Annotated in this window: 11 protein-coding genes and 1 pseudogene; 7 read left to right on the top strand and 5 right to left on the bottom strand. The window is 74.8% G+C overall.

Annotation, left to right across the window (positions count from 1 at the left end; translation table 11 throughout):
- Positions 1–51: 51 nt before the first annotated feature.
- The gene (locus tag ACFY0X_RS26450; protein ID WP_387758120.1) at positions 52–906 is read left to right on the top strand and encodes a helix-turn-helix transcriptional regulator; all 855 of its coding nucleotides are present in this window, start codon (positions 52–54) and stop codon (positions 904–906) included.
- Here ACFY0X_RS26450 and ACFY0X_RS26455 read toward each other — a convergent pair.
- Complete coding sequence (locus ACFY0X_RS26455) at positions 882–1,781, bottom strand: LysR family transcriptional regulator (RefSeq protein ID WP_387758121.1); 900 nt, start codon at positions 1,779–1,781, stop codon at positions 882–884. The genes ACFY0X_RS26450 and ACFY0X_RS26455 overlap by 25 nt on opposite strands.
- A gap of 68 nt (positions 1,782–1,849) precedes the next feature.
- Between ACFY0X_RS26455 and ACFY0X_RS26460 the strand changes: the two genes are divergently transcribed.
- Complete coding sequence (locus ACFY0X_RS26460) at positions 1,850–2,596, top strand: SDR family NAD(P)-dependent oxidoreductase (protein ID WP_387758123.1); 747 nt, start codon at positions 1,850–1,852, stop codon at positions 2,594–2,596.
- 103 nt (positions 2,597–2,699) lie between these two features.
- Positions 2,700–3,620 (top strand): aminoglycoside phosphotransferase family protein, encoded by a 921-nt coding sequence (locus tag ACFY0X_RS26465; protein WP_387758124.1) that lies wholly within the window; start codon positions 2,700–2,702, stop codon positions 3,618–3,620.
- Here the strand turns inward: ACFY0X_RS26465 and ACFY0X_RS26470 are convergent.
- The 3 genes and pseudogenes from ACFY0X_RS26470 to ACFY0X_RS26480 all read right to left on the bottom strand — a co-directional run.
- The gene (locus tag ACFY0X_RS26470; protein WP_387758125.1) at positions 3,587–3,718 is read right to left on the bottom strand and encodes a hypothetical protein; all 132 of its coding nucleotides are present in this window, start codon (positions 3,716–3,718) and stop codon (positions 3,587–3,589) included. The genes ACFY0X_RS26465 and ACFY0X_RS26470 overlap by 34 nt on opposite strands.
- A gap of 71 nt (positions 3,719–3,789) precedes the next feature.
- On the bottom strand, positions 3,790–5,634 hold the full coding sequence (locus ACFY0X_RS26475) for a CocE/NonD family hydrolase (protein WP_387758126.1): 1,845 nt from the start codon (positions 5,632–5,634) through the stop codon (positions 3,790–3,792).
- 219 nt (positions 5,635–5,853) lie between these two features.
- A pseudogene (locus ACFY0X_RS26480) lies at positions 5,854–6,807 on the bottom strand (hydrolase); the annotation flags it as partial.
- Positions 6,808–7,053: 246 nt separating this feature from the next.
- Between ACFY0X_RS26480 and ACFY0X_RS26485 the strand changes: the two are divergent.
- Positions 7,054–8,166 carry a HoxN/HupN/NixA family nickel/cobalt transporter gene (locus ACFY0X_RS26485; RefSeq protein WP_387758128.1) on the top strand — a complete coding sequence of 371 codons (1,113 nt, stop codon included), beginning with the start codon at positions 7,054–7,056 and terminating at the stop codon, positions 8,164–8,166.
- Positions 8,167–8,263: 97 nt separating this feature from the next.
- Here the strand turns inward: ACFY0X_RS26485 and ACFY0X_RS26490 are convergent, their stop codons facing one another.
- Positions 8,264–9,202 carry an SGNH/GDSL hydrolase family protein gene (locus tag ACFY0X_RS26490; RefSeq protein WP_387758129.1) on the bottom strand — a complete coding sequence of 313 codons (939 nt, stop codon included), beginning with the start codon at positions 9,200–9,202 and terminating at the stop codon, positions 8,264–8,266.
- A gap of 335 nt (positions 9,203–9,537) precedes the next feature.
- On the opposite strand from ACFY0X_RS26490, the gene ACFY0X_RS26495 reads away from it, so the two are divergent.
- The 3 genes from ACFY0X_RS26495 (at position 9,538) to ACFY0X_RS26505 (ending at position 12,276) form a co-directional block, all read left to right on the top strand.
- On the top strand, positions 9,538–11,193 hold the full coding sequence (locus ACFY0X_RS26495; protein WP_387758130.1) for an FAD-binding dehydrogenase: 1,656 nt from the start codon (positions 9,538–9,540) through the stop codon (positions 11,191–11,193).
- 242 nt (positions 11,194–11,435) lie between these two features.
- Positions 11,436–11,852 carry a (2Fe-2S) ferredoxin domain-containing protein gene (locus ACFY0X_RS26500; protein WP_387758131.1) on the top strand — a complete coding sequence of 139 codons (417 nt, stop codon included), beginning with the start codon at positions 11,436–11,438 and terminating at the stop codon, positions 11,850–11,852.
- Positions 11,853–12,021: 169 nt separating this feature from the next.
- Positions 12,022–12,276 (top strand): hypothetical protein, encoded by a 255-nt coding sequence (locus ACFY0X_RS26505; RefSeq protein WP_387758132.1) that lies wholly within the window; start codon positions 12,022–12,024, stop codon positions 12,274–12,276.
- Positions 12,277–12,279: the final 3 nt, after the last annotated feature.

Genomic DNA, 12,279 nt, shown 5'->3' on the forward strand with positions numbered 1-12,279 from the left:
GTACCGGCGGTCCCATGGTGGCGGGGGCCGGTGTCGGGGCAGACTGGCGGCGTGGAACACGTCGACCGGGCGGAGCTGGCCGCCTTCCTGCGGCGCTGGCGCGCCCGCGTCCAGCCGGCCGATGTCGGCCTGCCGGCCGGCGGGCGGCGGCGCACTCCCGGCCTGCGCCGCCAGGAGGTCGCGCAGCTCGCGGGCATGTCAGTGGAGTACTACATCCGCCTCGAACAGGGCCGGGGGCCGCGGCCGTCCCGGCAGATGATCGGGGCGATCGGCCGGGCGCTGCGGCTGTCCGACGACGAACGCGCCCACCTGCACCACCTGGTGGGCGAGTCGCCGCTGCCGCCGCCCGGACCGGTCCGGGACGTGCGGCCCGGCATCCTGCACCTGCTCGACCGCCTGGACGACACCCCGGCCATGGTCTGCAGCGCCACCCGCGAGGTGCTCGCCTGGAACGCCATGGCGGCCGCGCTGCTCGGCGACTTCTCCGCCCTGCCGCCGGCCGACCGCAACCTGGTCTGGCGGTTCTTCACCGACCCGGTGGCCCGCGCCCTGCACGATCCCGAAGGCGCCGCGGCCTTCGCCTGCGGGGCGGTCGCCGACCTGCGCTCCGCCACCGCCCGCTACCCCGCCGACAGCGGGCTGCGCGCCCTGGTCGACCGGCTGCTCGCGCACAGTGCCGAGTTCCGGGAGCTGTGGGCACGGCAGGACGTCGAGGTCCGCCGTTCGACGAGGAAGCGGATCATCCACCCGGTGGTCGGCCCGCTCGACCTCGACTGCGAGGCGCTGCACGACCCGCACCGGGACCAGTGGACGATCTTCTACACCGCGGCTCCCGGGACGCCCTCGCACTCGGCGCTGCGGCTGCTGAAGGTGGTGGGCGGTCAGGACCTCGCGGTCCGGGGCTGACCGGCGGTGCCTGCCCGGACGGGCGTGGCGGCGGGCGTGGGGCCGTCCGCCAGGGGCGCCCCGCCGGGCGGCGGGCGCAGGGTGGCGGTGGCGATGTCCAGGAAGGCCGCCACCGGGCCCGGGCGGTCGCCCTCCGGCACCGCCAGGCAGATCCCGACCGGCAGCGAGTCGGTGACCGGCAGGTAGACCAGGCCGGGGCGGGAGTACGAGCCCGCGACGCTCACCGGGACCAGCGCGATGCCCTGCCCGGAGGCGATCAGCTCGAACTTCTCGTCCAGCGAGGAGGTCCGACGCGTCCGGGCGTCGAGGACCGGCTCGCCGTCGAGGTCGGCCGTGGTGAGGGCGGTGCGGCCGGCCAGCGGGTGGGTGACGGGCAGGCAGGCGACCTTGGCCTCCTGTCCGACCGGGACGGTGCGCAGCCCGGTGTCGTCGAACGGCCGGCGCAGCAGCCCGAGGTGCGCGCGGCCGTCGCGCAGCGGGGCGTCCTGCTCCCACCAGCGCAGCGGCAGGACGTCCACCGCGACCTGCGGGTGGCGCGCGGTGAACGCCCGGATCGCCTCCGAGACGTGCAGGCCGGGGGAGAAGGCGACCACCAGCCGCTGCTCGCCGCGCGCGGCCTCCCGGACGCGGCGCAGGGCGGTGCCGACCACCGTGCCGATCAGCGCCGCCTCCTGGTACAACTGCCGCCCGGCCTCGGTCAGTTCGACGGTGCGGGTGGTCCGGGTGAACAGTCGGCAGCCCAACTCCCGCTCGAACGAACGGATCTGCCGGCTGAGCACCGGCTGGGTGATGAACAGCTCCTGCGCCGCCCGGCCGAACTGCCGGTGTTCGGCCACCGCGACGAAGTAGCGGAGCTTGCGCAGGTCCAGATCCATGCCCGCACGGTATCAACGCGTCCGGAAGGGCATTGGACGCCCGCTCCCGGCGCTCCGAGACTCGACCCATGACCCACACCACCGACCGCACCGACCGCACCGACCGCACCGACCGCGCCGACGCCGGCCGCACCGGGACCGCCCTCGTCATCGGCGCCTCGCGCACCCTGGGCCTGGGTATCGCCGCCGAGTACCTCCGCCTCGGCTGGGATGTCATCGGCACCGTGCGGGGCGCCGAACGCACCGGCCTGCACGAGCTCGCGGAGACCGCCGGCGGACGGCTGACCGTGGAGTCCCTGGAGATGACCGACCCGGAGCAGACCGCGGCCCTGCGCGAGCGGCTGGCCGGGCGCACCCTGGACCTGCTCTTCGTCAACGCCGCCGTCACCCGCGGTGACCTGCCGATCGGCGAGGTGCCGACGGAGATGTTCACCGAGGTCATGGTGACCAACGCGCTCAGCCCGATGCGCGTCGTGGAGTCTCTGGGCCCGCTGGTCGCCCCGGCCGGGACCATCGGTGTGATGTCCTCCGACCAGGGGAGCGTCTCCCTCAACACCGAGGGCGGGCAGGACCTGTACCGGGCCAGCAAGTCCGCGCTGAACCAGCTGATGCGCTGCTACGCCGTCCGCCAGGCCGGCAGCGCGCGGTCCCTGCTGCTGATGGACCCGGGCTGGGTGCGCACCGAACTCGGCGGGCCCGACGCCGAACTCAGCGTGGAGCAGAGCGTCCCCGGGGTGGTGGCGACGATCGAGCGCCACCGCGGCCGGCCCGGCCTGCGGTTCCTGGACCACGAGGGGAACGCGGTGCCCTGGTAGCGGTCGCTCCGGTGGCCAAGGTGCCCAGGCGGGCCCCGAGGGCGGGGCGCCCGGCGCCAATTCGGTTGCCGGGCCCGCCCGTCCGGTGGCAGGGTCGGGCCCCATGGCCTCCTCCCGCAAGCTGCACCCGGACGAACTGGACATCGACGAGGCGCTGGTGGGCCGGATGGTCGCCGAGCACTTCCCGCAGTGGGCCGGCCTGCCGGTCGAGCCGGTGCTGCCGGCCGGGACCAGCAACGCGATGTACCGGCTGGGGCCGGAGCTGGTGGTGCGCGTCCCGCGGATCCCCGGGGTGGTCGAGGAGATCGCCAAGGAGGACCTCTGGCTGCGGCGCCTGGCCCCGCGGCTGCCGGTCCCGGTGCCCGTCCCGCTGGCCGTGGGCGGGCCGGTGGACGGTTGCCCCTGGCCCTGGTCGGTGCTGCGCTGGCTCGACGGCACGACCCCGGACCCCGGGCGGATCGCCGAACCGCTCCTGCTGGCAGCCGACTTGGCGGCCTTCGTGACCGCCATCCGGCGGATCGACCCGACCGGCGCCCCCGCCGCCTACCGCAGCGAGTCGCTGGCCGAGCGCGACGCCGCGACCAGGACGGCGGTCGCGGCCGTGCCCGACCTGGTCGACGCCGCCGCCGTGACCGCCGCCTGGGAGCACGCCCTGCGGGCGCCCGCACCCGCCGGCCCGCCGGTCTGGATCCACGGCGACCTCCAGCCCGGCAACCTGCTGGTGGACCCGGACGGCCGGCTGGGCGCCGTCATCGACTTCGGCTGCGCGGGCCTCGGGGAGCCGGCCGTCGACCTGATCCCCGCCTGGTACGTCCTGCCCGCCGCCGCCCGCACCGCCTTCCGTACGGCCGTGGCCGCCGACGACGCGACGTGGGACCGGGCCCGCGGCTGGGCCCTGTCCATCGCCCTGTTGGAGGTGGCCTACTACCGGGACAGCGACCGGAGGATGACCGGCATCGCCCGCCGGGTGGTCGCCGAGGTGCTGGCCGATCACGCCTCCCCGTCCGGCAGCCGCCACTCGTAGGGGAACAGGTGAGCGTCGGACCCCTCGGTGTCGAAGGAGTATGCCAGTCGGTCCGGCGGCGGCACGCCCTCGGTCCGGTACACCGTCTCGTCCAGCACGCTCGTCCTCCCCGGCCCCGTGCTCCTGGTACGGGCGTTGTCACACCGCGAACGGCCCGTGCCCGGTCCGGCTACCGGGGCACCCGGTGCTGCCACTCCCGGGCGAACACCACGGAGCCCGCCTCCAGCGCCCGCAGCTGGACGACGCTGATGAAGTGCCCGGCGTCGCAGCGCAGTTGGGTGCGGGTCTGGACGGTGACGTCCCAGCCGATGTCGGGCCGCTCCAGCCGGACGGTGTGGTCGGTGCGGGCCTGGGCGCTGAGCGGGGCGCCGGTGAGCACCCGGTAGGCGGTGACGGTGTGCTCGTCGCGGACCAGGCCGTCGGGGTGGGTGCGGGTGCCGTCGGTGGCGGGGGAGAGCTCGGTGCGCCACTCGCGGCGGCCGATGTCGTGCACGGTGAGGTGCTCGGGCCGGGCGGTGAGCGGCTCGGTGAGGTGGACGTCGAGCGGATCGGGCAGCGCCGGGGCCTCGAAGGTGAGCGGCGGGGCGCCGACGTCGGCGGCGAGGTGGCGCACCGGCAGGCTCAGCACGGAGCGGGACGGGTCGACGCCGTACCCGGTGTCCTCCGCCGGGGGCCACACCCAGGGCCAGTAGACCGAGGAGAGCGCCAGCCGCAGCCGGTGTCCGGCCGGGACCGCCCGGGCGCAGGCCGCGAGCTCGACCTCGGCGTCGGGCCCCTCGGCGACCAGGACGCCCCGGGTGACCAGCTCCGAGGTGCCGTCCGGGCCGACCGCGCACAGCCGTACCGCGACCTGGACGGGCGCCCCGTCCTCGCGCAGCCGCAGCCGTACGGTCGGGGTGCCGAGCAGCTCGACCGGCTCGGGCAGCGGCTGGGAGTCGAAGCAGACCGAGCGGCCGTCCTCCTCGCGCTGGTCCGGCGGCAGGTCGGCGGGGCGGCCGTGCGGCACGTACGCGCCGGCGTTGAGGCCGGTGTGCTGGGGGGAGCGGACCCGGACGTACCGCTCGTCGGAGGCGGTGCCGGCGGCGCGCAGCGGCCCGTCCAGGCCGTAGTGGATCTCCCGGACGTCGGGGGAGGGCCAGGCCTCGTCGCCGGTCCAGCGGTCGCCGAGCCGGCTGCGCAGGGCGGGCTGCTTGAGGGCGTCGGTGTCGGCGCCGCGCAGCCAGTGGTCCCACCAGCGCAGGGCGTCGGGCAGGGCGTCCTCGGGCAGGCCGTGCGGCCAGGGGCCGATCAGGGCGCGCGCGGTGGGGGACTCGGCGAGCAGCCGCAGCACGAAGGAGCAGGACGGGTCGCCCCAGCCGGCCACCGCGAGGGCGGGCACGGACACCGGGACGGTGCTCTCGCCGGCCGCGAGCCAGTCCTCGACGGGCGGGCGCAGCGACTCCAGCCGGGCCAGCCAGCCGGCCCGCCAGGCGTCGCCGACGTGCCGCGGGTCCGGCGGCAGGGCGGCGTCGGCGACCAGGGCGGTGAGCCGGGTGTGCAGGTCGGCGGCGAGCACGGCCCCGCCGAGCCGGTGGCCGCCCTCGGGGCAGGCGGTGACCACGGCGCCGACGGTGTCGGGGGTCCGGGCGGCGAGCCGCAGGGCGGTGGTGCCGGCCGCGCCGACGCCGAGCAGGCCGAGCCGGCCGTTGCACCAGGGGCGGCGGGCGAGCCAGTCGACCACGGCGGCGCCGTCGGCCAGCTCCTGGTCGCCGCCGGGTTCGCCGGGGACGCCCTCGGAGTTGCCGTGCCCGCGGGTGTCGACCCGGACGGCGGCGTAGCCGTGGCCCGCGAACCAGGGGTGGCGGCGGGCGTCCTCGGCGGCGGTCCGGTCGGTGAGGCGGCCGCCGGAGTACTCCAGCACCGCGGGGCCGGGCTCGTCGCCGACCGGCCGCCACAGCCGGGCGGCCAGCCGCGTCCCGTCGGGCAGCGGGATGCGCAGGTCCTCGCGGGTGGTGTGGAAGGGGTAGGACGGCATGGCCGCTCCCATCGGTCCCGGGCGTCGGTAATCCGACAGTAGGGGAGGGAGCGGACCTTTTCCTGATGAGGGGGCCTGGTGAACGCCTGGTGAACGGAGGCCCCGCCGGGGCTCCCCGGCGGGCGGTTCCCCGACGGGCGGCTTCCCGGCGGGCGCGCCCCTCCCGCCGAGCGGCGGGCGGTGAGGGGCGCGCGGCGGGGGCGCGGCCGGTCAGGCTCAGGCCTTGCTCAGCCAGGCGGTGGCGTTGAGGGCGAGCGCGGCGTTGGTGCCCGCCGGGTCGTCCCAGCCGTTGAAGAGGGTGTTGCCGGACTGGCCGGTGCCGTCGTCGGCCGGGGAGCTGTCGCCCCAGATCGCGACCCGGCCGGAGCCGAAGGTGCTGGTGACGAAGAACGCGCCGGTGTTGCCGCTGTAGCCGGTCCGGTAGACCAGGCCCTTGACCGTCGGGTTGTCGGCGGGCTTGAGGGTGAAGGTGGTGCCGCTGCGCAGGATCGAGCCGGTGACGGTGCCGAAGGTGCCGTGCAGCACGGGGTCGGTGGCGTCGCTGGTCGCGCGCGGGTTGTCGGTGGAGATGTTGAGCAGGTCGACCGAGAAGCCGAAGGGGTCGTTGTTGTTCACCCCGTTGCTGGTCAGCAGGTCGTTGATGATCTTCGGGGAGTCCCAGCCGTCGTTGTTGCGGTCGCTGTTGAGGTGGTCGGAGATCAGGAACAGCCCGCCGCCGTTCTGCACGAACTTCATGATCGCGGTCTTCTCGCTCGCGCTGAACCGGATGTTGGGCTCCGGGATCACGAAGGTGTCGAAGTTGGCGAGGTCGAGCGCGGCACCGGTGCCGTAGCTGATGGTGGAGCCGGCCGGGAGGGTCTTCAGGCTGTACTGGCCGGTCTTCTGGAGGGCGACGCCCCAGGCGGACAGGGCGCCGGTCCAGCTCTTCTCCGTGGTGGGGGCGGCGTTCTGGGCCAGCGGGTCGGGCTGGCTGGTGCTGATGATCCAGTCGGCGTTGCCCGCGGTCTCGGCCTTGCTGTTGTCGAACAGCACCCGGTGCGGGGTGGCGCTGACCGCGGCGGCCGTGGCGGCGGGAGCGGTGGCGGTGGGGGCGGCGGTGGCGGGGGCGGTGAGACCGGCCGCGAGCAGCGCCGCGCCGGCCAGGGCCGCGGCGGTTCGAATACGGATAGTCATGGGCCGTTCCTCCGTGGGGAGTTGAGGGTTCGGCGCTCAGGTTTCGCGCGTAGAACGGAAGTATCCGCGCGTAGAGCCCGTGGTGAAAGCCCTGGAAGGTTACGAAGCCTTGTACGGGTCGTGACGATCTCCGGGAGGGGGGTGGCGGCGGGGGAGACGAATCCGTAATTGCGCATGACTTGCAACTGCGTGCATCGAGACGGAAAGATGGCCCAGCTCCGACCGCCCGAACGAAAGGACACGACGATGACCGCCCCCCGTTGGCGCGACCGGCTCAGCCGTGAGGAGTGGATCCGCCTGGCCGGAATGGGCGGCTTCATCCTCGCGCTGCACGTCATCGGCTGGTTCACCCTGATCGCGCTGGTCGAGCCCGAGCACTACGACGTCGGCGGCCAGGTGTTCGGCGCGGGCATGGGCCTGACCGCCTACACCCTCGGCATGCGGCACGCGTTCGACGCGGACCACATCGCCGCCATCGACAACACCACCCGCAAGCTGATGGGCCAGGGCAAGCGCCCGCTGTCGGTCGGCTTCTGGTTCTCGCTCGGACACTCCTCGATCGTCTTCGGCCTCTGCGCGCTGCTGGCCCTCGGCGTCCGCTCGCTGGCCGGCCAGGTGGAGTCCGACGACTCGGCGCTGCACGAGCTGACCGGCCTGATCGGCGTCGCCGTCTCCGGCACCTTCCTGCTGCTGCTCGGCCTGATCAACCTCGGCGCCTTCAACGGCATCCTCAAGGTCTTCCGCCGGATGCGCCACGGCGACTACGACGAGGCGGAGCTGGAGCGCCAGCTGGAGCGGCGCGGGCTGATGAACCGCATCCTCGGCCGGGTCACCAGGGCCGTCACCAAGCCCTGGCACATGTACCCGGTGGGCCTGCTGTTCGGGCTGGGCTTCGACACCGCCACCGAGGTGTCCCTGCTGGTGCTGGCGGGCGGCGCGGCGGCCTTCTCGCTGCCCTGGTACGCGCTGCTCACCCTGCCGATCCTGTTCGCGGCCGGGATGAGCCTGCTGGACACCATCGACGGCTCGTTCATGAACTTCGCGTACGAGTGGGCCTTCTCCAAGCCGGTCCGCAAGATCTACTACAACCTGACCGTCACCGGGCTGTCGGTGCTGGTCGCGCTGGTGATCGGCTCGATCGAGCTGATCGGCCTGCTCGGCGAGAAGCTGGACGTCACCAGCGGCCCGATCGCCTGGATCGGCGGGCTGGACCTCAACTTCGTCGGCTACGCCATCGTCGGACTGTTCGTGCTCACCTGGGCCGCGGCGATCGCCTACTGGAAGTTCGGCAACGTCGAGGAGAAGTGGTCGGCCGGGCTGGCCGCCGCCTCCGCCACCGCCTCCGGCGAGTCCGAGTAGCGCGCCCGCGCAGCCGAGGGCCGGTGACCGGGGTCTGGTCACCGGCCCTCGGGGCTGTCGGGCCCGGGCGGGCCGGCGCGGCGCGGCGCGGGCGGCGCTACTTCAGCGCGGCGAGCACCGCCTGCGCCATCACCTGCTCGCCGGTCGCGTTCGGGTGGAACGGCACGGCGGGCGAGCCGGGCAGCGCGCCCTCGATCCAGCGGTCGTCCGAGCAGACGTCGTGCCCGAGGGTCGGCGTCGCGGTGTCCACGTAGGTCGCGCCGTTGGCGGCCGCGGTGGACTTCAGGGCGGCGTTCAGCGTGTCGAGCACCCCGTGCATGTACTCGACGTCGCCCGGGGTCACCGGCTGGCGCAGGACGCAGGTCGAGCCGTCGGCGGGCAGCACCGACGGGTAGCCGACCAGCAGCACCTTGGCCCCGGGCGCCTTGGCGTGGATGCGCCTGAGGGTGTCGGCCAGCTGCGGGGTGATGGTGGTGCGGATCCGCTCGGCCAGGTCGTCGGTGCCGTACTGCCAGGACATGGTGCTCCAGTCCCAGTAGCCGTGGTGGTAGACGTCCTTGCAGGGCGTGCCGAACGGGTTGACGACGGCGCCGGCGATGCAGGTGGCGACGAGTTCGCCGAGGCCGAGGTCGCTGGCGGCCAGGTCGTTGCCGCCGATCCCGAGGGTGACCAGGTCGGTGTCGGCGGTCACCGCGTCCAGCTGCGGGTCGTTGACCCGGATGAAGGCGTCGTACTGGGGCTGCGTCATCGCCTTGATCTTGGCCGCGGAGCAGGTGACGTCGCTGTACCGGCCGGCCTTGAGGGCGGCGGCGACCAGGTGGCCGTAGTTGCGGTCGGAGCGCAGGCACAGGCCGGCCGACTGGCCCGGCACGCCGGCGCCGGCGGCGTAGGAGTCGCCGAGCGCCACGTAGTGCCTCGGCGCCGCGACGGCGGCCTGGGCGGTGGTGGAGGTGAGCGCGAGCGCGGCGCCGAGGGCGACGGCGGCGAGCGCGGTGGAATTCCGGAGGTGCCGGGATTTCCGGGCAGGGCGGAGCACGGTTCCTCCTGGGGGAGAGAAACGACGGGTGGGGGTCGTGCCGAGCCGGGCCACAGCTACTCGCAGGTAAGTTACTGCCAGGTTTCCCGGGCGTCCATGGTTCGCGCGGAAATCGCCGATATTCCGTCAGACGGCCCCGGACGGCATTTCGCATTTCGCTCCACCGCGTATCGTTCGGCCCCCTACGGCAATTCCGAAACGACCCGGAGCGGAATTCGGCCCGGCGCTCGTTACCCGCGGGTTGACCGGACGTCACCGCAGACCGCACTATCGGGCGCACAGCGACGGCGCGTCCCGGGCGCGCCGCCACCGCGAGCCGCGACGGAGGACTGCGCATGGCCCTGGACGCCGACGTCATCGTCATCGGGGCGGGCCTCGCGGGCCTCGCCGCCACCGCCGAACTCGCCGACGCCGGACGGAAGGTGATCCTGCTCGACCAGGAGCCCGCGACCGGTCTCGGCGGCCAGGCGCACTGGTCCTTCGGCGGCCTCTTCCTGGTCGACTCGCCCGAGCAGCGCCGGATGCGGATCCGCGACTCGCACGCCCTCGCCCGGCAGGACTGGTTCGGCACGGCCGGCTTCGACCGGCCCGAGGACGCCTGGCCGCGCCGCTGGGCCGAGGCGTACGTGGACTTCGCGGCGGGCGAGAAGCGCTCCTGGCTGCACGGGATGGGCGTGCGGTTCTTCCCGGTGGTCGGCTGGGCCGAACGCGGCGGGTACCTCGCCGACGGGCCGGGCAACTCGGTGCCGCGCTTCCACATCACCTGGGGCACCGGGCCCGGGCTGCTGGCGCCCTTCGTCCGGCGGGTCCGCGCGGCCGCCGCGCGCGGCCTGGTGGACCTGCGCTTCCGGCACCGGGTCACCGGCCTGTCCGCCACCGCGGGCGCCGTCGACACCGTCACCGGCGAGGTGCTGGTGCCGAGCCCGGCGGGCCGGGGCGAGGCCAGCTCGCGCGAGGTCGCCGGGGGCTTCGAACTGCGCGCCCAGGCGGTGGTCGTCACCTCCGGCGGCATCGGCGGCAACCACGACCTGGTCCGCAAGGCCTGGCCGGCCCGGCTCGGCACCCCGCCCGCCCGGTTGCTCTCCGGCGTGCCCGCGCACGTGGACGGGCTGATGCTGGAGGTCGCCGGCCGGGCCGGGGCCAACCTGATCAACGGCGACCGGATGTGGCACTACACCGAGGGCATCGCCAACTGGGACCCGATCTGGGCCCGGCACGGCATCCGCATCCTGCCCGGCCCCTCCTCGCTCTGGCTGGACGCGCGCGGCCGGCGGCTGCCCGTCCCGCTGTTCCCCGGTTTCGACACCCTCGGGACGCTCGAACACATCATGACCACCGGGTACGACCACACCTGGTTCGTGCTCAACCAGCGGATCGTCGAGAAGGAGTTCACCCTCTCCGGCTCCGAGCAGAACCCCGACCTCACCGGGAAGTCGGTGCGCGGCGTGCTCGGCCGCGCGCTGCCCGGCGCCCCCGGCCCGATCCGGGCCCACCTGCGGCACGGGCCGGACTTCGTCGTCGCCGGCAACCTCGCCGACCTCGCCCGCGGCATGAACGCCAGGACCGGCGGGTCGCTGATCGCCCCGGACGAGCTGCGCCGCACCGTCGAGGACCGCGACCGGCAGCTCTCCAACCCCTTCTCCAAGGACCTCCAGGTCACCGCGATCCACGGCGCCCGCCGCCACCTCGGCGACCGGCTGATCCGCACCGCCGCCCCGCACCGCATCCTCGACCCGGCCGCCGCCCCGCTGATCGCCGTCCGGCTGAACATCCTGACCCGCAAGTCGCTGGGCGGGCTGGAGACCGACCTGTCCTCCCGGGTGCTGCGGCCGGACGGCGAGGTGCTGCCGGGGGTGTACGCGGCGGGCGAGGCGGCCGGGTTCGGCGGCGGGGGCGTCCACGGGTACCGCTCGCTGGAGGGCACGTTCCTGGGCGGCTGCCTGTTCTCCGGCCGCACGGCGGGACGGGCGGCGGCGCGGGCGGTCGGCTAGCGCGGGCGGCCGGTCAGCGTGGTCAGCCGGGCGATCGGCCCTGGGCTCAGTCGGGCGCGGGCGGGCGGCCGGGGCCCTGTCGGGCGCGGGGACGGGGAGCGCTCCGGGGTCGTGCCTCGGTGCGCCCCTCCCCCGTGCGGACCGCACCGGATCCGCCCCGCGGCGGGGCCGCGGCGGGGTGACGGGTACAGTGCGGAGGCCGGTGCGCAGGGCGCCGCAGACCAGGGGGGGCAGGAGAACCGATGAGCCGCCGAGACCGCGACGGTGCCCGGGACCGCAAGCGGGGCGCCGGCGCCCCCGTGACCGTGACGGTCTGCCGGGGCTGCTGCTGCGGCACCGAGGCGAAGCACCCCGGGGTCGACCACGCGGGCCAGTACGAGCGGCTGCGGACGGCGGTGGGCCCGGCGGGCCGGGTCCGGGCGGTCAAGTGCCTCGACGTGTGCACCCAGTCCAACGTGGTGGTGGTCGGCCCCTCGGCCGAGGGCCGGGCGGCGGGCGGCCGGCCGGTCTGGCTGGGCTTCGTGCTGATGGACGAGATGATCGACGACATCGCCGCCTGGGTGCGCGCGGGCGGTCCCGGCCTGGCCGACCCGCCCGGGCTGCTCGACCTCCAGCTGATCTCGGTCTCCCGGCGGGTCCGCGAGGGCCTGCCCGAGTGAGGCCGCCCGAGGCCGCCCGCCGGGCCGATTGACTGATCGTCAGATCACATCGGCCGGGGGTGGTTCGCGGCCTTCACCACTACGATGACCGGTGGTGTCCGGCCGTTCCGGGCGGCGCCGAGCCGTCTTCGGACGGCACCGAGCCGTTTCCGCGCGAGGGAGGAAGCCGATGACGACGGTCTGCCGCATCTGCGCGGGCACCGGCCGGACCGCCGGTCTCAGCTGCCGGACCTGCCAGGGCACCGGCACCACCGAGGTGGGCGGCGGGGGCGGCAACTGCTTCCTCTGCGACGGCACCGGGGTGTACGTGCGCTACCGGGTGGACGCGACCGGCGCCAAGCACGCCTACCGGGACGAGATCTGCCGCACCTGCGACGGCACCGGCAACCGGGCCGCCAACCAGTGGGACGAGCCCTCCGGCTGACCC

Source organism: Kitasatospora sp. NPDC001547, assembly GCF_042894165.1.
Classification (GTDB): Bacteria; Actinomycetota; Actinomycetes; order Streptomycetales; family Streptomycetaceae; genus Kitasatospora.